Here is a 19,648-nt window from a genome sequence, read left to right on the forward strand (position 1 = left end):
TTTGTTTGGGGTGTTTATTGTTTTTAGATCGTAACCAGCTCTTTAGCATACCGTTTGCCTGACGAAAGAAGGCTGTCGCTCAGTTCAGGGTCATTTACAGTCCTTGCAAGAACTAGAGAGCCAACCATGGTGCTGAACAGTGCGCTACCTTTGGAGGGTTCAATTCCCGCCAGAGCGGAGATAAAAGCAATCATCCGCTCCAGTTCCAGCGTGAATACTTGCCGAACTTCTTCGGAAGAATGAGATATTTCGGCAGAAAGGGCAGGGATAATGCAGCCCATCTCTGTTTTGTCGCGGTGATACGGACTTAAATAATAGTCAATGACCGCATTGATTTTGGGGTTCTGCTCTTCCTGGTCCGCGACCTTCTGCAAAAGTGCGATGGTATCGCTGATGGCATACCGGCAGGCTTCGGTGACGAGTTGTTCTTTGTTGTCAAAATGTGAATAAAACCCGCCGTGAGTCAATCCGGCTCCCTTCATAATGAATGGAACACTTACATCATGAATGCCATGGGTGCGAAAAGCCTGGGCAGCACTTTCAACAATCGTATTCCGTACTTTTATTTTATGGCCTTTGGGATAGGGCATCATAATCACTCCATAGCTTCATAATTCTACTTTTAAAATATTATATGCATCATAATAAAGCCTGTCAATTTAACGATTCTGAGCACTGTCTGCTTATGAAAGGATAATCACGGTTGTTGACGGTTTTAAAATATGATGGTAATAATATATTACGATCATCATATTTTAAAATAGCAGGTACAGGAGGTATCAGGAGATGGGGAATCTTGAGTTCGTAGAAACGTTGGTCATTGGATCAGGTCCGGGTGGGTATGTGGCGGCGCTGCGATCTTCACAACTTGGAATGAGAACGGCGATTGTTGAACGCAATCAGCTAGGTGGGGTCTGCACTAATGTTGGGTGTATTCCCTCCAAAGCATTAATTGCTGAATCCCATCGTTACGAGTTGCTTAGACCGTTCAGCTCTGCGGATGCGGCAGTGTCATTTAAGAATGCTCAGGATTTCAAGCAAGGAATTGTGAATAAGCAGGCAGGTGGAGTTGGCTATTTATTAAAGACTGCAGGTGTGAGCATTTTGGAAGGGGAGGCCAGATTGGTCGATGAGCATACCGCTATTATCAGTCAGTCCGGACAAGAGCAAAGCATTTCTTTTAAAAATGCCATCTTAGCCACAGGATCACGTCCGATTGAGCTGCAAGCCTTTCCAGTTGGCGGACGTGTTTTGTCTTCGACAGAAGCTCTGTCGCTCCGTGAAGTTCCAACTAGCCTAGTAGTTATTGGCGGTGGATATATAGGCGTTGAGCTGGGGCAAATGTATGCCAAATTTGGAACAACGGTAACGATTCTGGAGGGAGGAGATCAAGTGCTGCCTGGATTTGAGGCGGAGCTTGTGAGCCCTGTTGGAAGGCAGTTGAAAGCTGATGGGATTAAGATGATTACCGGAGCGACAGCTGTGAACGTAGTGCAGAGTGCAGACGCCATCACACTGCATTATTTGAAAAATCAGGAGCAGCTGCATGTGACAGCGGAATATGTGTTAGTCACTGTCGGCAGAAAACCAAATACAGACGGTGATTTAGGGCTGGACCGTATAGGTTTGCCAGTGACGAGCAGGGGTTTCATTGAGACAGATGAACAGTGCAGAACGGCTATCCCGAATATTTTTGCAATTGGGGATATTACGTCGGGTCCAGCCCTTGCTCACAAGGCGTCCTATGAAGCTAAAATTGCGGCAGAAGCCATTGCCGGTCTTTCCTCCGAGGTTGATTATAGAGCCATTCCGCTTGTTGTTTTTTCTGATCCAGAGCTGGCCAGTGTTGGCTTAAGTGAAACAGAAGCAAAGGCAAAAGGCATCCCGCTGGTTATTGGCAAATCTTCTTTTGGGATTAACGGGAGAGCATTGGCCTTGAGGGAAACGGAAGGGTTCGTCAAAATTGTAGCGGACCCAACCTCGGGAATCGTTATGGGTGCCCAAATTGTTGGAGTAGAAGCATCTACACTGGTGTCGGAGCTTGCCCTTGCCATTGAGATGGGAGCAACTGTAGAGGACTTGGCGATGACCATTCACCCTCATCCCACATTGGGAGAAGTGATTATGGAGGCTGCCGAAAATGCGGCTAAAAAAATGGTAAGGGGAGAGAGTGGGAAATGAAGATAAAAGCAGGTTTATATATTGGAATTGCGATTGCGTTAATCGTTGGAGGTTCGCTACTTGCTATAAAAGGAAAGGATGCTGTCAGTCAAGCTGAGAGCAGGAAACAAGGGATTCTTGATGCAGAGCAAAAGACTATTTTTTATCAGAACAGTCCAGGGTCAATTGTAGAGGTCAGTGTGGCTGTAGGTGATTCTATAAAACAGGGAGAGGTATTGTTCAAGGTTAAATCCGCTGAAGAAGGAGAAACAGATGTACTCGCGCCGGAGGACGGGTCGGTCAACAGGATTGTTGTAAAGCCGGGAGATCAAATACAGCTAGGAATGCCAATGGCGGTTTTACAAAAAAACAACTTTTATACAGACCTTTACATACAGGAGAGCGAAATCCAAAAGCTAAAGGTGAATCAAAGTATCGACGTTCATTTTCCGTATTTGAACCATCCAAGCGAGGTGACGGGTGTCGTTACTTCCATCGCAGCCGCCCCTCAATTTGCGAGCTTACGCATGTCACGTGAAAAAGGGCAAGCCGATTTAAGCATGTTTCTTGTCCGTATAGCTATGGATGCGAATGCTGATTTGCTTCCGGGGATGACAGCGGAGGTGAAGCTCGATGAAGTCACTGATTGATGAGTGGAAGTACGTGGCGGGCAGTAAGTATTTACGCCTGATTTTTATTGGTCCGCTTATCGCGGCTATATTTTTTGGCTTGATGTTCTCGAAGAATCAAATCAGCGAATCGCATGTTGTAGTCATTGATGAGGATCACAGCTCGTATTCACGACAGCTGATCTCTAAAATAAATGCTTCTCCATATATGAAGGTAACTAATGTGTATGCCAGCCCCTTAGATCCAGAAACATTATTGGCAAATGAGCAGGCTGTCGCGGTCATCACCCTTCCCAAAGCGTTAGGGCTGCATCAGCAGCAGGGGATATCAACGAATCTCGGCATCTTAATGGATAACACCATGCCATCAGGTCTAACCGGCATCCGAACTGCGATTCAGGAAGTCATCCAGACGGAAAATATGACTCTTTCTATGACCCGTCTCCTCCAAAAGGGGATGTATGCCGAAACCTCTAAAGGACTTGCTTCTCCGTTGTCCCTGCAGCAGCGGATGTTGTTTAATCCAACCACAAGTTATGTGAGCTTTATGGTCATTGGATTTGTGAATATTGTGGTGCTGATGATTACAACAAGCGCAGCAGGTTCAATTGCCCCTCGCTTGCGGCAGGAGGGGGAACTTTTTGCAAACGGGAAGTCTCCTTGGCAGATTTGGGTTCGTAGTGTACCTTACGCTGTTTTATCAACGATCTCGCTGCTCCTGTGTTATGGCTTGTTAAAGCAGGTGGGGGGAATGCGCTTTGAAGCAGAACCTTATCTTTTTATTATTCCGCTGTTTGTGTATGCCTTTGCTTTGTCACTTATGGGCCTGTTGATTGGTTATACTGCCAAAGACGTATCTAAAGTTAATTTACGAACTAATTTCGTATTGTATCCGTCGTTTCTTGCCACTGGAATCCAATTGAGCCCATTAGCGTTTCCGGAGTTTTTTCAAATTTCCGCTTGGGCATTGCCGATGAACTGGCTTAATCGTCTTATACGCGGGATGGCTTTTCGGGATGTGGCGTTAACAGCCTACAGTCAGGAGCTGGGAGCACTGCTGATCATTATTGGTGTTGTATCCTTATTCATCGGATTGCTGGTGCTCAGAGAGGCGAACAAACCCGAGGTTCAGCTCTCGAAATCAGTCCCAGCTTCAGTAATCTAATCTACTCTAGTCGTGCAAAACGTTGTTCTGTTTTATTAAGATGCTTCACCCGTTCTTCTAAGCTGCGATCTGACATCCCGGCATAATTATACCAACGGAGGTTCTTCCGTATTCCCATTTTGCGGAAGGTTCCTCTGAACAGAATTTTGGTGATGGGGTTGCCAAAAATCCAGCGATAAAAGAAGTCGGGCGTGTTCATTACGGTCAGCAGTGACACTCCTTTAAGATTCGTGAGCAAGCATTTGAAGGGCCTTCCAGGTTTAATTTCCTCGTAGACAATACCTTTTGCGAATACCTTATCAAGAAAGCCTTTGGTGAGAGCGGGCATGGCCTCCCACCAAATGGGGAATAGGAAGACGATATGATCTGCTGCCATAAGCCGTTGCTGATAATTAGCGACTAGGGGGTCGGTGGTTTTCTTTTGTCGCCAAGTAGCAAGTTCTTCGCGCGACATGACTGGATCAAATCCATCGGCATGCAGATCGATAAGATCAATCGTATGCCCTTTAGTGTTAAGACCTCGCATTACGGAGGCTAATAAGGCTGCGGAATAGCTTCGCTGATGGGGGATATTCTCGGACGCTGATGCTCCGTATGGATGATCAAAAATAACTATGACATTCATATAAATACCTTCTCTTCGTTTTATTGTTTCCTAGAAATAAAATATTAACTACGGAAATAATAATACGTTTTAAGTTTCCTTGTTGTCCATATTATTTCTAGGAAACTTTATTTATGAGCTGTGTCTTGTTAAAATGAGCCTAAGATGAATTTACGAGGAGACTTAACAGTGACGTATTCTTTCGAGAACTTACCTAATAAGGATATTTTGATAAAAAAACTGATAGAGATGATTCCCCAATTACAAAAGCGATTTCAATCGGAGGATGATGAAGAGAAGGCGTGGTTGATTCAGAACTGTAGTAATCCCCTTATCATTGATTTCCTCCAAGACTCCACAGTCATGATGCTGCATGTAATAGATGCAATTGGACAGCTTGAGCCTGTGAATGGCACTACCATTTCGAAGCATTTCGGAATTCCGAAAGGTAGCGTGTCCAAAATCACTAGAAAATTAGTTCTGCAGCAAATTATTCGCACGGAATTTCTCCCCGATAATAAAAAAGAAGTGCTGTTTCTTACAACACCTCTTGGAAAAGAAATATTCAATTTGCATCAAGCACTACATAAAGAGATGAATAAAGGGGTAAATCGGTTTCTACAGAGATATAACACAGATGAATTGTTATTTCTGATCCAAGCGTTCGAGGATACTTTAGAAGCATCATGGGTTCATCCGGAATCGGTTGCTGAAGAAGAACCATTAAATGCTGGAGAATCTCTTGAGGCAATGGAAATCGATGAAATGAGTCAAATCGTAGACATGCTTAACCAACTTGATACACGCAATCTTAAGAAAGCTAAGGCCATTCTTCAAGATGTGTTTTTTACCTCTTTTGAGTAGCTTTATAATTTCTGATAGTGAGTTAAGAGTTGCTCTAGCTTATCCTGAATCATTTGTTTCAAGCCTTCAGGCTTCACCGCTCTAACATATTGACCATATCTCATGAAATAATTAGCTAGAAATTCTTCTTCGCCTAGATTATAGAATCCCTTTATGACTGTTTTCGGGCCAGCTTCTATTTTCATAGAGGGGTAATGCTCTTTATAAAAAATATCTTTGGCTTGCTCCGCAATCTCAACTTCAAAGTGAATACTGTTCTCGGATTGATAAAATTCTAAGGAACGACTAAGAAGTTCTTCTATAGAATAACGAGCTTTGCTTTCCTCTTCTTCAATGAAGGTTATTCGATCACCTCTAAACACCCTATATGTATTCGTATTTAACTCTATTCCAGTAGCATACCATTGACCAAACTTCGCGGAAATTCTGAAGAATTGTACAGGGTAGCTTTTTGTCTGGTTATTTTTTGTATATTCAATGGTACAGGCACATTCATTTAGAATACTTGCCAGGATTTTATCTAAAAAACGACTGACATGCTTATGCTGATACATTTCGAATTGTAGAACTTTTTTCATTTTATGAATCTGGTTGATTTGTGTACTCGATAGACAGTGCTCGAACTTTTCGTTTAGCTTATTAACACTTAAATGAAAAGGTGTAGATTGATAAGATTCTAGCGTCAGCATAGCAAAGTACAGTGCATAGACTTCATCTATCGTGAAAATAATAGGGGATAACAATCTATTTTTCAAAATACCATAACGTCCGTGTCTTCCATGTTCCGCGAAAATAGGCATACCCAATTGTTCTAATGAAGTAACATCACGTAGCGCTGTGCTTTTTGAAATATTGTATTTCTCCATAAGGTCACTTAGATTGAAAAACTCTCGCCCGTTTAAGTATCTCATCATGTCATTTAAGCGTTCTGATTTCTTCATATAAAAAACTCCTTATTAAGGTGTCATGTTTTGATACCTTTATATATGATAATAAGTTTAAGATCACATATCAAATATACGAAGGAGATTTACACTATGAGTACAACATTAGAAGTAGCTATTTTCTTATCGATGAAGGGAAGAGCCAAGGAAGCTATAGAATTTTACAAAAAGCATTTTGATGCAGAGGAATTGTTACGTGTTACCTATCAACAACTAGCAGAACGTGACAGCTCCATACGGCTTACGGATGAAAATAAGGATTATATTACTCACTCTGTCTTGTTAATCGGCAAAACCAAACTAATGATCGCAGAAGAAACCATGAATCCAAGTGAAGAATATACAATGGGTAATAACACTTCATTATGTATTCAAAGTGCTGACCTAGAGGAAATTGAACACTTCTATAGTAGCTTAATCACGGATGAGCGCGTGAAAATTATTACTCCTTTATCTAGTAATGTGTTTAGTAAAGCCTACGGTATCATTGAAGATCCCTTTGGTATTCAAATTCAACTCATGTTTGATGAAAGATTACAGTAACAACTTTGCTTCTAAAGTAAACCCAGTTCACCGTTCAGCTGATCATAATTCAGGGATTATCCTGATGTTGGTCGGCTTTTTTGTATGTATTGATGGCTATTTTTTATGAAAAATATTGAATTATTATGCATAAAGATGTATAGTGTTTTTTAATTAACGTTAATTAAGTAAGTAAGGGATGTGGAATGTCTTGACCAAAAATAAGTTGAAAGAAGTAGCGATGCGACTATTCGGAGAGAAGGGTTACGAGGGTACGGCTCTCTCTGAAATTACGAAGGAAGTTGGCGTGAAGACTCCGGCGATCTATGCCTTTTTTGAGAATAAAGAGGATTTGTTTATGACGGTCTTTCGTGAGGCTATGCAGTCCTATAACACTTATATTCAAGAGCTGTCGGAAGAACAGAAAGTACTGAGTGCCCAGGAAAGTCTACGAGGCATATTGTCTAGACAGTATGAGTTCTATCAGAAGAGTCCTGAAGCAAGCAAAATTGTGCTGAGGTATGTGGTCTTCCCACCGGCATTCTTAAAGGAAACGATTGAGGAAGCATTCCTAGAGTCCGACGCGATGCTGACGAAGATCATTGAACAATTCATCTCAAAAGGGATGGAAGAGGGCGTAATTCGCGATCAATCCGTGCAGCTTCTCACAGATGCTTTTCTCAACTTGATGGATGGATTAAGCATGCAGTATTTCTATTACACTTCTAAGGGAATTTATGAGCGTAAGCTGAACCATGCGTTTGAAATGTATTGGAAGGGTGCGTCCTCATAGCGCTACAGAAGAAGATAACAACAAGGGGATGGGGAGAATGGCAGAAGTAAGTGAAGTAAAGGGGAACGAGCTCAGCTCGGGGGATTTTGAGAGAGAGCCGGTTCCAGCGCATTTGCGTAAAAAATGGCTATCTATGTCGCTCGTCTGGATCGCCATCGGGATTGACCTATCAGCGATGTTCTTGGGTGCTCAGCTTGGCAATGGAATGAATCTGACGGATTCACTCACAGCAACAATAATCGGTTCGTTAATCCTAGGGGTGATCGGAGCGTTATGTGCGTATGTAGGGGCGAAAACAGGGTTATCGACATCGATGATCTCTCGGTTTCTATTCGGAAATGTGGGTGCGCGTGTCGTAGCAGTTATCCTCGGTATTTTCTCACTCGGTTGGTTTGGGGTGCAGGTCGGGTTCTTCGCTTCGAATATGCAGACTGCTTTTAGTCAATTATGGGATATTCATCTGTCCTTAGGGGTGCTTTCATTCATAGGTGGGCTTTTGATGATGTCGACAGCTATTTGGGGATATCAATCTATTGAACGACTAAGCACCTGGTCCGTACCATTGCTTATTTTGTTTATCGGTGTGGCTATTTATTCCGCGTTTCACACCAAAGGAGCTTCAGCCGTGTGGGAACCGATTAGCGGAGCAGCGATCCCGATGGGGACAGCGATCTCGCTTGTTATTGGTATCTTTATTGTCGGCACGGTGCTTTCACCGGATATCGCTCGTTGGGCGCGCACACCCAAGCATGCTATAACCGCGGCCTTTATCGGCTTCTTTGTGGGTAACAGCTTCATGACGATTGTAGCTATTTTTCTATCTCGAATTATGGACACAGATGATCTGACGAATATTTTCATTGCGCTAGGACTTGGGCTTCCAGCCATTATCGTCTTAACCCTTGCCCAATGGACGACAAACACGAACAATTTATATTCTGCTTCGCTAGGGTTCTCTGTCGTGTTCCAAAAGGTTCCGAAAAAGCTAATTACTATTGTGGCAGGTATCTTTGCTACGTTGCTTGCCGTACTTGGCATCTATGATAAGTTTTTATCTTTCCTAAATATTATTACGGTGTTTGTCTCTCCAATCGGGGGGATATACACGTCCGAATTTTTGCTTGTAGATCGAAAGAAATTCACTTTTGAAGGTCTGGATCGCAATAAGAACTGGGTGATTCGCTCCTTAGCGGTGTGGGTTGCAGCTACGTTGTTCGCTTTTATGACAACCGCAGCGCCAGATGGATTTGGATGGTTCCAAATCACGAGCGTACCGGCATTAGATGCGTTTATGTTCGCCTTTATCGTGCAGTGGATTGTCGGCAAAATCATGACAAAGAAGGGATAACAACATGAGAAATCACAAACTAACAGAATTAAATGAACAAGCGGTGCAATACATTGCTGTTGGTGCAGCCGTTCTTGGAACAGGCGGGGGCGGTGACCCGCATATTGGTAAATTGATGGCGATGGAAGCCATTCGCAAATATGGTCCTGTTCGTTTAGTAAGTCCTGAGGATCTGGAGGACGATGCATTGGTTGTTCCTATATCCATGATTGGCGCACCTACGGTTATGAATGAGAAGATTCCTTCGATTCAGCAAATGATCAAGCCTTTGGATATGATTGAGAAAGAGCTTGGACGCAAGGTGAGCGCCATTATGCCGATTGAGGTCGGTGGCGGTAACTCTCTGGTTCCCGTAATTACGGCTGCGGAACGCAATATTCCTATCGTAGATGCGGATGCCATGGGACGGGCTTTTCCAGAATCGCAAATGGTGACGTTCTACTTGGACGGTATTGACTGCAGTCCGATTACGATGGCAGATGAACGCGGCAACGGTGTGCTTATGCATGCGATCGACGGTGTTTGGGAAGAGCGGATGGCGCGTGCGGTTACGATTCAAATGGGTGGATCAGCTTCGATTTGTGATTATCCGGTAACTGGAGCGCAGGTAAAGCAAAGTGCAATCCCACATACCTTGACGCTTGCGTATGAAATCGGAAAAACATTGTTCGAGTCCAAGGAATTGAAGCAGAATCCAATTGAAATGCTGCTGAAGCAGCTGAATGGATATGCGTTGTTCCAGGGGAAGGCAGTAGACATTCGCCGTCGTACAGAAGGCGGATTTACACGCGGTGAAGCGATCTTCGAAGGTACAGATGCTAAAAAGGGACGTACGATGACTTTGTTCTTCCAGAATGAGTTCCTTCTTGCCACAGAAGATGGACATTCAATTGCTATTACTCCTGACCTGATCTCAGTGCTTGACCAGGATACCGGTATGCCAATCACGACTGAGAATTTGAAATACGGTGCCCGGGTGAGTGTGGTTGGTTTCCCTTGTGATCCGAAATGGCGTTCACCAAAGGGCCTCGAGACGGTAGGTCCACAATATTTTGGCTATGATGCACCTTATGTTCCAATTGAACAATTGGCAGCAGAGAAAGGGGGAGCAGAGTAATGTCTCATACGAATGTAAACAACATGGAAGAAATATACCGCATTGGGATTGATGTCGGCGGGACAAATACAGATGCAGCCTTGCTCGACTCCAAGCTAAACACCATTCATACGATAAAAGTGCATACCACACGTGATGTGAATGAAGGCATTACTGAATCCATCCGTCGTTTGTTAGCAGAGAGTAGTGTGAATCCGGCGCAGATTCGTTATGCAATGCTCGGAACTACGCACTGTACGAATGCTATTGTGGAGCGCAAACACTTGGGGAAAGTCGGCTTGATTCGAATCGGGGCACCGGCAACAACTGCGGTTCCTCCACTTGCAGATTGGGACGATACACTTAAGGCAACGGTTTGCCCACATGCTTATGTTGTTCATGGCGGATATGAATATGATGGCCGCACGATTGTTGAAATGGATGAAGAAGAGATTCTAAACTGCTTTTTGAAAATGAAGGGTGAAGTCGAGGCGGTTGCGATCTGTGGTGTGTTCTCCCCAGTGAATACCTCGCAGGAGAAACGTGTCGAAGAACTAGCAAAGCAAGTACTTGGCGCAGATATGCCTGTGACGTTGTCTCATGAGATTGGAAGTATTGGATTGCTCGAGCGTGAGAACGCGTCGTTGCTGAACGGCGCATTACTTAACGTCATTGCTGGAGTCGTAAAGGGCTTCGAAGAGGCGCTTCACACTTATGGAATTGACGCGAGCCTATACATCTGTCAGAACGATGGAACACTGATGTACAGTGAATATGCGCTTCGTTACCCGATTCTGACGATTGCTTGCGGTCCGACGAATTCCATTCGGGGCGCGGCACACTTGTCAGGTCTGAATGATGCACTTGTTGTTGATATCGGTGGCACCACGACAGATATCGGCGTCTTGATGCAAGGCTTCCCGCGTCAATCCTCCGCTGCAGTTGAGATTGGCGGGATTCGCACGAACTTCCGCATGCCGGATATCTTATCGATCGGGATCGGCGGCGGTACAATCGTTCGCTTAGATGAAACGCAGGATCAGGTAACAGTGGGTCCGGATAGCGTGGGGTACGAGCTATTGAAGCGCGGCCTCATCTTTGGTGGTGATACGCTCACCGCAACTGATGTGGCGGTGAAGCTTAATCGATACGAGTGGAAAGATGCGCAGACTGAGGCACTTGATGAATCGATCTGCAAGAGAGCAGATGAGATCATTACGCGGGATATCGAGGAAGCGATTGATCGGATGAAGACAAGCTCAGATCCTGTTGACGTCATTTTGGTCGGTGGCGGAAGTATTCTTGTGGCAGACAAGCTTGAAGGTGTATCACGGATTGTGAGACCGAATCACTATGATGCTGCGAATGCGATTGGCGCTGCGTTAGGTGAGGTGAGCGGGGAGACAGAGCGCATTTATTCCCTGGACGAAATGTCTTATGATGAAGCTAAGGAAGATGCCCGCAGCCATGCAATAGAGCAAGCTGTTCTAGCCGGTGCAGATCGCGATACCGTTCAGATCGTATTGTCTGAGGATATTCCGATTGCATACTTGCCGGGCAATGCCTTGCTGGTAAAAGTAAAAGCGGCTGGACGTTTATAAGATGATTATGGATCTGCCTTGAGGAGTGAACTCTTCGAGGCGGATCTTTTTGTCTTTATAATTGTATTACCAAGAAAGAAAGGGGATTAAGAATAGCTGTCGAAGTGGGTTATGTACATATTGTAACGATGGGAGAGAGGACAATGAAAGTGATTAGCACATTAGAAATCGTAGATGTACAGACTGGGGAACGTACTGCGCTCCGCTCATTTGATTATTTAATCGAGGCACCCAATTGGACTAGCGATGGTAAGCGTCTTATTTATAATAGTCGAGGTTGTCTCTATTCGTTCGATATCGCAACCTGTGAGCTTGTTCAAATTGACTCGGGGTTTGCTGCGGAATGTAATAACGATCATGTTCTGTCTTTTGACAACACTAAGATCGCAATTAGTCACCATACGAAAGAAGATGGTAAATCTCGTATATATATTCTTCCCATGGAGGGTGGCGAACCGGTTCTAGTTACACCGAATGCTCCAAGTTATTTACATGGTTGGTCTCCAAACGGTGCTGAGTTAGCTTACTGTGCAGAGCGCAATGGTCAGTATGATATTTATACCATTCCAGTAGACGGGGGAGTAGAGGTACAACTGACGGATTCGTCTGGACTGGATGATGGGCCTGAATATTCACCAGATGGAGGGCATATTTGGTTCAATTCGGTGCGTACAGGGCTGATGCAGATATGGCGAATGAATGCCGATGGCAGTGAGCAAACACAGATGACTTTTGATGAGAGTAATAACTGGTTCCCGCATGTATCGCCAGATGGTCAGACGATTGCCTACCTGAGTTACCGCAAAGGAGATGTAGATCCCGGCGATCACCCTGCGAATAAGGATGTTGAGATTCGATTGATGGCAAGTACGGGAGGAGATTATCGCACACTAGTACAATTGTTTGGAGGACAAGGAACGATTAACGTGAATTCGTGGTCTCCGGATAGTAAGCGCTTGGCGTTTGTAAGTTATGTGGTGGAGGAATAGGAATAAAATACCGATAAAAATTATAGTATTTTTATTTATATATAAATGGGGGAAAAGTTGGATGAAGAGGATTTTTAGTGTTTTGCTAATTGTATTACTGGTTATACCAGCGCTCGGCACTACAACCTTTGCGAGCAGTACGGTGAAGGCTAAGGTAACCGAGAGCAGTACATATCTTGACGGAGAACAAAGGGACCTGAACGGATTCAATATCTCGAACAATAATTATTTCCGGCTGCGCGATGTAGCGGAGTATTTCTCGGGAACAGCCAGTCAATTTGATATCACTTGGAATAAAGCAAACAATGCGATAGAGATCATAACCGGGCAAGCCTATACTCCCGAAAAGAAAGCTAGCAGCAACTACTATAGTCGCAATAGAAATTATTCAGCTACGCTGTCGACCTCTAAAGTGCTAGTGAACGGACAGCTACAGTCGATTACGGCGTACAATATTGACGAGAATAACTATGTTCAGTTGCGAGATTTGGCGGGTAAGATTCCATTCGATATCGAATATGACGTTCAGTCTGATCGAATATCCTTGTTCTCAAAAGTTCCAGATCATGCTTACCGGGTAAAGACGGCGGTGAAAACCGAAAGTAACGCTGTATCTTCTTATTTTCCCAGATGGAAAAGTACGGCCACTTCTTATCTTGTGAATAATAATGATGGGACTGTAAGTGTCCTTGAGGCGAATAAGGAAGTTACGATTGAATCATATAATGAGAAGTTTGAACTAACTGGAAATAAGAGTATCCCTTTTGAGCTTCCGATATTTGGTGGTTTCTATAGTGGGGAGAAGTATAACTATATTGCTTTTGGACAAGAGAATCGCGAAGAGAATGATAGCAAAGAAGTGATTCGTATTGTCCGTTATGATAAAGGCTTCAATAGAGTAGACAGTGTCTCCGTTAAGGGTGGCGAGAGTTATACGGTTAGCCCTTTTGATTCTGGCTCTGGTAGTATGGCCGAGGCTGGTGATACGCTTGTATTCCACACTTCACGTACAAGGTACACGACAGAAGATAAACTAAATCATCAATCCCAGCTGACCATTATCGTGAATACCCAAACAATGACCGTGACGAATGATCTGGGAAGATTCCAGAAGAATCATGTCAGCCACTCTTTTGATCAATATGTATTGTTTGATGGTGCTACTCATGTTCTAGTGGATCATGGTGATGCCTATCCTCGTTCGATTGTGCTGAATAAAGGAAATGGAACCAGCTATAACGAGGTAGACCTGTTTAATATTCCCGGCAAAATCGGAGCGAACACCACAGGCGTTTCTATAGGCGGATTTGAGATGTCTTCGGCGAACTATATTGTCGCTATGAATACGATTGACCATTCGCTTGTCAAAGAATATACGTCTTATGAGATGGTGGGACTAGAGAAGGATCAGAGAGATATCGTTCTTAGTGTTCTGCCAATAGCCAACCTGTCTAGCACAGCAGTGAACCACATCACCTTGGCTAAATATGTTGGTACGAACCAGATCGCTTCCATTCCTAAACTAGTAAAAATCACAGACGACAAAATGATGGTGCTGTGGCAGGAGTTTGATAAAGAGAATCATCCGGGTGACCTGAAATATGTTCTTATAGATGGAGCGGGTGCAACCACTGGCGGTATCCAAACGATTAAGAACTTTGTACTATCAGAAAGCAGCCCTATTGTTAGCGGCGACAAAATTGTATGGTATACCAACAACAAAGGATCCCGACTGTTTTATTCGATCCCATTAAAATAAATTACCAGCAAAAGGTTATCCCGTTAATGCCTACATGAGGTATTACGGATAACCTTTTTTTCTACCAAACTCATATGCCGTTTCCCTATCGATATGCTCGTTTACAAAGACGTGCTAACATTTGTACCCCTGATCATCTAACAAAAAGACACCCGTGTACGCCTCAGACTTCTCACTCCAACAATATGACTCCCCATCGCTAACACCTGTCTGTTTCGTAATTCTGACGCCTTGGATAAACTGAAAGCGCATACTTCCTTTGGAAAGGAGTCCAACGATATGAACTTTAATCTTAACACGGTACCCTTCAGCCGAAGAGGCACCTTTCTGGCTATTTCTGAACTACCTGAATCGGATGTCAGGGCGGAGGGACTTTACTTACGGACCGTGCGTGGTGGGGATGATAAATTTGGTGAAGCTTTTCAAATTGAACTGCTGGACGAGAGTAATCAGTATATTCCGTACGAGGCTAAGGCAGAGCCTGCACTGCTTCGATTGAATACGGATACCGACAATATCTATGCGGAGATCTGTATCACAGATGGTCGTACGGTCCGTTTCAAGAGCAGAGGATGTGGCATTCGCCTCACCTTCCGTACCTCAGCCTATGATTATGCTTATGAACACAGCGCAGGCAGTTGGGAAGTAAACAGCTTCACCCATGAATGCCGGTTCATGCTCACCCGGTTAACCGGGGCTCTCCGGATGGAGGTACCTTGGGACAAAATCAAAAGTTCCCGCATTGTGGCGGAGTTCATCCCTGAAGCGGGTACGGAAATTGCCGAGTTCGCGGTGGAAGAATTCCGCACGGTATGGGAACGGCGTGATGCCTGGACACCATGGGAGGAAGCGGTACTAGCGGTGCAACAGGAATATGACCAATGGCTGGGTGCCAGCTTGACCGTTCCCGAACGCTGGCAAGACGGCCGTGAACTGGCGGCTTATATTACCTGGTCCTGCCTGGTTCCCGCGGAAGGATGTTTGACCCGGCCAGCAATGTATATGTCGAAGAACTGGATGACGAATATTTGGAGCTGGGATCACTGCTTCAATGCGATGGCTCTGGTCAGACATCACCCGGAGCTGGCCTGGGACCAGTTTATGATTTTCTTCGACCGCCAGGATGAGAGTGGCCTGATTCCGGACTTTATCAACGACAAGTACGAGCTTTGGAACTGCAACAAACCCCCTATTCATGGCTGGACGCTGGCCTGGATGATGCAGCGGACGGATTATATTAAGGAATCCCATCTTCGTGAAGTATATGGGCCCTTGAGCAAGTGGACGAACTGGTGGTTCCATTACCGGGATAACGACAAGGACGGTATACCACAGTACAATCATGGAAACGATTCGGGGTGGGACAACAGTACTGCCTTTAATAACGGGATTCCGGTGGAGAGTCCGGATCTGGCAGCATTTTTAATCTTGCAGATTGAACTGCTTGCCGAAATTGCCGGGCTTCTGGGGCTTACCGACGAAAGCACCGCATGGAGACGATTAGGCGAGGAGACCCTGGAGAAAATGCTGCGTCATTTCTGGAAGGATGGAAGGTTCACCGCTTGCCGTTCTGGAACTCACGAAGCATCCGACGGCGACAGCCTGCTGCTCTTCGTGCCCATTCTGCTTGGCAAGCGGCTGCCGGAGCCAATCCTGCGCGCACTGCTGGATGGCCTGCGGGATGAGAGCCGCTTCTTGACGCCGAACGGCTGGGCTACAGAGAGTGTGCAGAGCCCTTACTACATGCCGGATGGCTATTGGCGGGGCCCGATTTGGGCGCCATCAACCATGTTGCTCGTGGAAGGTGTGGCCGCGGCGGGGGATGTTGAACTGGCAAGCGAGGTAGCCCGCCGATTCTGCAATATGCTGAACAAGAGTGGCATGGCCGAGAACTTCGATGCCCTGACGGGGCAAGGGCTTCGCGACAGGGCGTTTACTTGGACCTCAAGTGTCTTCTTAATCCTAGGGCACGAGTATACAACTTAAAAACATACGGGCACTTCCTCCTGGTCAAGACCGGCGCGAGGGGAAGTGCTTTCCCATTTTCCGAGATATTCCCGAGTGTGCCAGTCCGTGCTACACTTCAACTATAAAAATGAAATATATAAGGCGGGGATGAGAAGTCATGTGGAGTCATTTCTTTAAGAAGTTATATCATCGCTTCTCTATTCGCTCTTATTTCAGCATCCGGACTAAGCTGCTCTTTTGCTTTCTTATAGTCGCGATTATTCCGCTACTGTCACTGGGAGCCTTGAACTATTATCAATCCGCTATAGTCATCAACTCTCAATTCGGGAAATACGGGGAGAACACCGTGGCACAACTTGATCAGCAGATCAGCTCCGCTTTGAACCGGATGAATCAGACGACAGGAACAATTTATTCGTATCTCCTTGATCCTGCACGGGTAGGACTAGGTGATCACGTTCCAACTACGTATCAGGAGATTATGGATAAAGATGACTTCGAGGCGCTGCTTAAATCACTTAAGACGGATCTGACAAGAGGTATTTATCTGATTACCCGCTCTGGTTATTACTATGGAGAGAATAATCTGAATGTCAGTAAGCTTAATGATATCCCCGCCTGGCGGGCCCTTACTTATTCATCCAAAGGGCCCTATTGGCTGGGCTTCTATCCTATGAATCATGGCATGGAAGCTTCGGATACCGGAGAACCTATACTGGGGCTCGCTGTACGGATTAATAATCCGGCTGGAACCCAGCATGGAAGCACGATCTTAATTGAAGAGAATGCGCAGGTTCTTCTTGATATGTTCCATATGTTTGAAGAAGATACCAAAGCGCATTTGACGATAACTGATTCTGAAGGGCAACCCGTTTACCATTCAGATTCTCCATTCACTCCAGACGGTAGTGACGTGGTGTGGAATAGGACACTGGCAGCCAACGGATGGAAGATTGAAGCAAGATTGCCGGCCAAAGCATTTTATTTTTCCTCGAACCTGATCCGCTCCAACACAGTACTTGTAGCCATTGTTTCTTGTCTGCTTGCCTTTGGGCTAGCTTATATATTCTCATCGAAATTCACAGCTCGAATTCGCAGGCTGAAAGACTCGATGCAGAAGGTCAGCTTTGGCAAGCTACACACGAGGACTCTGGTGGAAGGCAAGGATGAACTCGGCAGCCTGGACACCAGCTTCAACCGTATGGTGGGGGGAATTCAATCCCTTGTGCAGGAAGTGGAGCAGAGTGAGCGGCTGAAGAAAGAGGCCGAGCTTAAGGCATTTCACTACCAAATTAATCCACACCTGCTCTTCAATACGCTGAATTCTATCCAGTGGAAGGCAAGGCTCCAAGGGGCAGAGGATATCCGCCAGATGCTCTATCATCTGACGATGGTGCTCGAAGGTAATCTGGATATCTCTCAGGAGTTGATCTCGTTAGGCCGTGAACTCCGCATGATTGAGCATTTTCTGAAAATACAAGAGATCCGTTATGGGTCCGCATTCAGTTATGAACAGACCTGTGACGAAGAGTTTAAGCCGTATCTGATTCCCCGTATGACCCTTCAGCCGCTCTTTGAGAACATCTTTTTTCATGGATTTGAAGACGGGAAGGGGAAGATCTCGTTAAGTGTACGGGAGGAAGGCGAGCATCTGTTGTTAACATTGTCTGATGACGGTGCAGGGATCACTGCAGAGAAGCTGAGGGCGCTTATGCTAGCAAAGCCGGAAAGCAAACCGCAGGGACGCGGAGGACTCGGCGTTCAGAATGCGAATCAGAAGTTCAAGCTTCATTTCGGACAGCAGTATGGCTTGACGGTGCATTCTACGAAAGGTGAAGGCACTACTATCGTAATTCGGTGGCCCAAGAAGGAGGAGAGTCCGCATGGAGACAACCAAGACCATTAAAGTGTTAATTGCAGATGATGAGAGTATCGTGCGCAAAGGACTTCGCTCTACAATTCCTTGGCATAAGTATGGGATGGAAGTGGTGGCGGATGCGCCGAACGGCCTTAAAGCCTGGGAGGCCTATCAGATTCACCTGCCTCAAATAGTGATCACCGATATCGTCATGCCGGAGATGAATGGGATTGAACTGTTACGCAAAGTTAAAGAGGTCGATAAGGACACCCGGATTATTCTGCTGAGCTGTCACCGTGACTTCGAATTTGCTCAGCAGGGAATTAAGCTTGGGGCTTCAGGATATCTGCTTAAGACTGCCTTTGAAGATGAAGAGCTGGAAGGAATGCTGGAGAAGTTCCAGAGGGAGCTGACATCGTCTGCTCCCGTAGCGGATGCTGAAACAAGCGAAATCTATGGAGAACGGCTGGGCTCTCTCTTGTTTGCCTGGCAGAGTGGACACAGCAGCAAATTTGTTGACGAAATAGATAAGCTCATTAGGGAGAAGCTGCCGCTGAATAGGGAGCCCTTGTACATTTATCTGATCAAGACCTGTGGATGCGATTGTACTTACCTGGATCTCGTCAAGCTTAATGAGGATGAGAATAGCCGGATGCCCCACAGTGCACCTGTTATCATCCCTTACGGTGAGGACCTTTGCTACTGGATTGTACCTGGTGACGAGCAGGAAATTTCGGACAGTCTGCTCGTTCAGATGAAAAGCCAAATCGAGAAGCTGAAATGGGCTAAGAGAGGACCGCTGGGCAACGCTGAAGATTTAAGCAAGGCCTTCATGGCGCTTCACAAGGAAGCGGAAGTGGAGAAGCTGCATGGTATTTCGTCTCAGGACTGGCCTGAACCGATCTGGAAGGCCGTGAAGCTTCTGCATGAGAACCCTGGAGCGGATTGGTCGGTTAGCGATTTGGCGAGCCAGGTGGGACTTAGCCGAAGCCATTTCTCGATCCTGTTTAAGAAGACGGTGGGCGACAGCTTTGTGGCTTTTCAATATAAAAGGAAGCTTAAGCTGGCCAAGGCATTGCTGCGGGATACACAGTTGACCATGCAGGATATTGCGGAGCGTACAGGGCTGGGTGATAGCAAATATTTCAGCAAATGGTTCAAGCGCTGCACGGGTCAGACGCCTAGTCATTACCGCATACAACAAAAAGACGCTGTGATTCGAACAGATGGACACCCTGATCTGTAAATCGAACAAAAGTACGCAAACATTCGAATAGATATCGGTTTTGAACCGCTTTCATAAAAGTTAAGATGAAAGCGGTTCAATTATTATTACCTCATTCAAAGG

General features: G+C 45.4%; 17 protein-coding genes. 14 read left to right on the forward strand and 3 right to left on the reverse strand.

Features of this window, described 5'->3' with window-relative positions:
- Window positions 1–23 precede the first annotated feature (23 nt).
- Window positions 24–590: a TetR/AcrR family transcriptional regulator gene (locus MKX41_RS28335; RefSeq protein ID WP_340975117.1), complete on the reverse strand. Its 567-nt coding sequence runs from the start codon at window positions 588–590 to the stop codon at window positions 24–26.
- A gap of 196 nt (window positions 591–786) precedes the next feature.
- Here MKX41_RS28335 and lpdA point away from each other — a divergent pair, with 196 nt between their 5' ends.
- From lpdA to MKX41_RS28350, 3 genes are read left to right on the forward strand one after another with little or no spacing between them, the layout of a single operon-like run.
- Window positions 787–2,181, forward strand: coding sequence for a dihydrolipoyl dehydrogenase (lpdA, locus tag MKX41_RS28340; protein WP_340974116.1), 1,395 nt, complete (start codon window positions 787–789; stop codon window positions 2,179–2,181).
- Window positions 2,178–2,810 (forward strand): HlyD family efflux transporter periplasmic adaptor subunit, encoded by a 633-nt coding sequence (locus tag MKX41_RS28345; protein ID WP_340974118.1) that lies wholly within the window; start codon window positions 2,178–2,180, stop codon window positions 2,808–2,810. The genes lpdA and MKX41_RS28345 overlap by 4 nt, the downstream gene beginning before the upstream one ends.
- The gene (locus MKX41_RS28350) at window positions 2,794–3,954 is read left to right on the forward strand and encodes an ABC transporter permease (protein WP_340974119.1); all 1,161 of its coding nucleotides are present in this window, start codon (window positions 2,794–2,796) and stop codon (window positions 3,952–3,954) included. The genes MKX41_RS28345 and MKX41_RS28350 overlap by 17 nt, the downstream gene beginning before the upstream one ends.
- A gap of 1 nt (window position 3,955) precedes the next feature.
- On the opposite strand, the gene MKX41_RS28355 is transcribed toward MKX41_RS28350, so the two are convergent.
- On the reverse strand, window positions 3,956–4,579 hold the full coding sequence (locus MKX41_RS28355; protein WP_340974120.1) for an NAD(P)H-dependent oxidoreductase: 624 nt from the start codon (window positions 4,577–4,579) through the stop codon (window positions 3,956–3,958).
- A gap of 168 nt (window positions 4,580–4,747) precedes the next feature.
- Here MKX41_RS28355 and MKX41_RS28360 point away from each other — a divergent pair, with 168 nt between their 5' ends.
- The gene (locus MKX41_RS28360; protein ID WP_340974121.1) at window positions 4,748–5,422 is read left to right on the forward strand and encodes a MarR family transcriptional regulator; all 675 of its coding nucleotides are present in this window, start codon (window positions 4,748–4,750) and stop codon (window positions 5,420–5,422) included.
- Window positions 5,423–5,424: 2 nt separating this feature from the next.
- Here the strand turns inward: MKX41_RS28360 and MKX41_RS28365 are convergent, their stop codons facing one another.
- The gene (locus MKX41_RS28365) at window positions 5,425–6,363 is read right to left on the reverse strand and encodes a helix-turn-helix transcriptional regulator (RefSeq protein ID WP_340974123.1); all 939 of its coding nucleotides are present in this window, start codon (window positions 6,361–6,363) and stop codon (window positions 5,425–5,427) included.
- A 96-nt stretch (window positions 6,364–6,459) separates the two neighbouring features.
- Between MKX41_RS28365 and MKX41_RS28370 the strand changes: the two genes are divergently transcribed.
- The 10 genes from MKX41_RS28370 to MKX41_RS28415 all read left to right on the forward strand — a co-directional run bounded on the left by MKX41_RS28370 (window position 6,460) and on the right by MKX41_RS28415 (window position 19,546).
- Window positions 6,460–6,909, forward strand: coding sequence for a VOC family protein (locus tag MKX41_RS28370; RefSeq protein WP_340974124.1), 450 nt, complete (start codon window positions 6,460–6,462; stop codon window positions 6,907–6,909).
- 190 nt (window positions 6,910–7,099) lie between these two features.
- Window positions 7,100–7,681 (forward strand): TetR/AcrR family transcriptional regulator, encoded by a 582-nt coding sequence (locus MKX41_RS28375; protein ID WP_042184917.1) that lies wholly within the window; start codon window positions 7,100–7,102, stop codon window positions 7,679–7,681.
- Between the two features lie 37 nt (window positions 7,682–7,718).
- Window positions 7,719–9,029, forward strand: a complete 1,311-nt coding sequence (locus MKX41_RS28380) for a cytosine permease (protein WP_076286137.1) — start codon at window positions 7,719–7,721, stop codon at window positions 9,027–9,029.
- Window positions 9,030–9,033: 4 nt separating this feature from the next.
- Window positions 9,034–10,146, forward strand: a complete 1,113-nt coding sequence (locus MKX41_RS28385; RefSeq protein WP_038568756.1) for a DUF917 domain-containing protein — start codon at window positions 9,034–9,036, stop codon at window positions 10,144–10,146.
- Complete coding sequence (locus MKX41_RS28390) at window positions 10,146–11,726, forward strand: hydantoinase/oxoprolinase family protein (protein ID WP_340974127.1); 1,581 nt, start codon at window positions 10,146–10,148, stop codon at window positions 11,724–11,726. Before MKX41_RS28385 ends, MKX41_RS28390 begins: the two co-directional genes overlap by 1 nt.
- Window positions 11,727–11,869: 143 nt before the next feature.
- Window positions 11,870–12,715 (forward strand): TolB family protein, encoded by an 846-nt coding sequence (locus MKX41_RS28395; RefSeq protein ID WP_340974129.1) that lies wholly within the window; start codon window positions 11,870–11,872, stop codon window positions 12,713–12,715.
- A gap of 61 nt (window positions 12,716–12,776) precedes the next feature.
- Entirely contained in the window at window positions 12,777–14,474 is a 1,698-nt protein-coding gene (locus MKX41_RS28400) for a hypothetical protein (RefSeq protein ID WP_340974131.1), read from the forward strand.
- 279 nt (window positions 14,475–14,753) lie between these two features.
- Complete coding sequence (locus tag MKX41_RS28405; RefSeq protein ID WP_340974132.1) at window positions 14,754–16,460, forward strand: amylo-alpha-1,6-glucosidase; 1,707 nt, start codon at window positions 14,754–14,756, stop codon at window positions 16,458–16,460.
- A gap of 139 nt (window positions 16,461–16,599) precedes the next feature.
- Window positions 16,600–18,348, forward strand: a complete 1,749-nt coding sequence (locus MKX41_RS28410) for a sensor histidine kinase (protein WP_340974134.1) — start codon at window positions 16,600–16,602, stop codon at window positions 18,346–18,348.
- Window positions 18,326–19,546 carry a response regulator transcription factor gene (locus tag MKX41_RS28415; protein WP_340974135.1) on the forward strand — a complete coding sequence of 407 codons (1,221 nt, stop codon included), beginning with the start codon at window positions 18,326–18,328 and terminating at the stop codon, window positions 19,544–19,546. The genes MKX41_RS28410 and MKX41_RS28415 overlap by 23 nt, the downstream gene beginning before the upstream one ends.
- The last annotated feature ends 102 nt before the right edge of the window (window positions 19,547–19,648 follow it).

Origin of the sequence: Paenibacillus sp. FSL R5-0475 (genome assembly GCF_038004585.1) — a bacterium.
Taxonomy (GTDB): domain Bacteria; phylum Bacillota; class Bacilli; order Paenibacillales; family Paenibacillaceae; genus Paenibacillus_AQ.

Excerpts from the sequence above, each read along its gene's own strand:
- MKX41_RS28370 (WP_340974124.1), top strand. The coding sequence starts at position 6,460 with ATGAGTACAACATTAGAAGTAGCTATTTTCTTATCGATGAAGGGAAGA.
- MKX41_RS28415 (WP_340974135.1), top strand. The coding sequence starts at position 18,326 with ATGGAGACAACCAAGACCATTAAAGTGTTAATTGCAGATGATGAGAGT.
- MKX41_RS28390 (WP_340974127.1), top strand. The coding sequence starts at position 10,146 with ATGTCTCATACGAATGTAAACAACATGGAAGAAATATACCGCATTGGG.
- MKX41_RS28410 (WP_340974134.1), top strand. The coding sequence starts at position 16,600 with ATGTGGAGTCATTTCTTTAAGAAGTTATATCATCGCTTCTCTATTCGC.
- MKX41_RS28385 (WP_038568756.1), top strand. The coding sequence starts at position 9,034 with ATGAGAAATCACAAACTAACAGAATTAAATGAACAAGCGGTGCAATAC.
- MKX41_RS28400 (WP_340974131.1), top strand. The coding sequence starts at position 12,777 with ATGAAGAGGATTTTTAGTGTTTTGCTAATTGTATTACTGGTTATACCA.
- MKX41_RS28350 (WP_340974119.1), top strand. The coding sequence starts at position 2,794 with ATGAAGTCACTGATTGATGAGTGGAAGTACGTGGCGGGCAGTAAGTAT.
- MKX41_RS28355 (WP_340974120.1), bottom strand. The coding sequence starts at position 4,579 with ATGAATGTCATAGTTATTTTTGATCATCCATACGGAGCATCAGCGTCC.
- MKX41_RS28365 (WP_340974123.1), bottom strand. The coding sequence starts at position 6,363 with ATGAAGAAATCAGAACGCTTAAATGACATGATGAGATACTTAAACGGG.
- MKX41_RS28335 (WP_340975117.1), bottom strand. The coding sequence starts at position 590 with ATGCCCTATCCCAAAGGCCATAAAATAAAAGTACGGAATACGATTGTT.
- MKX41_RS28380 (WP_076286137.1), top strand. The coding sequence starts at position 7,719 with ATGGCAGAAGTAAGTGAAGTAAAGGGGAACGAGCTCAGCTCGGGGGAT.
- lpdA (WP_340974116.1), top strand. The coding sequence starts at position 787 with ATGGGGAATCTTGAGTTCGTAGAAACGTTGGTCATTGGATCAGGTCCG.
- MKX41_RS28395 (WP_340974129.1), top strand. The coding sequence starts at position 11,870 with ATGAAAGTGATTAGCACATTAGAAATCGTAGATGTACAGACTGGGGAA.
- MKX41_RS28405 (WP_340974132.1), top strand. The coding sequence starts at position 14,754 with ATGAACTTTAATCTTAACACGGTACCCTTCAGCCGAAGAGGCACCTTT.
- MKX41_RS28345 (WP_340974118.1), top strand. The coding sequence starts at position 2,178 with ATGAAGATAAAAGCAGGTTTATATATTGGAATTGCGATTGCGTTAATC.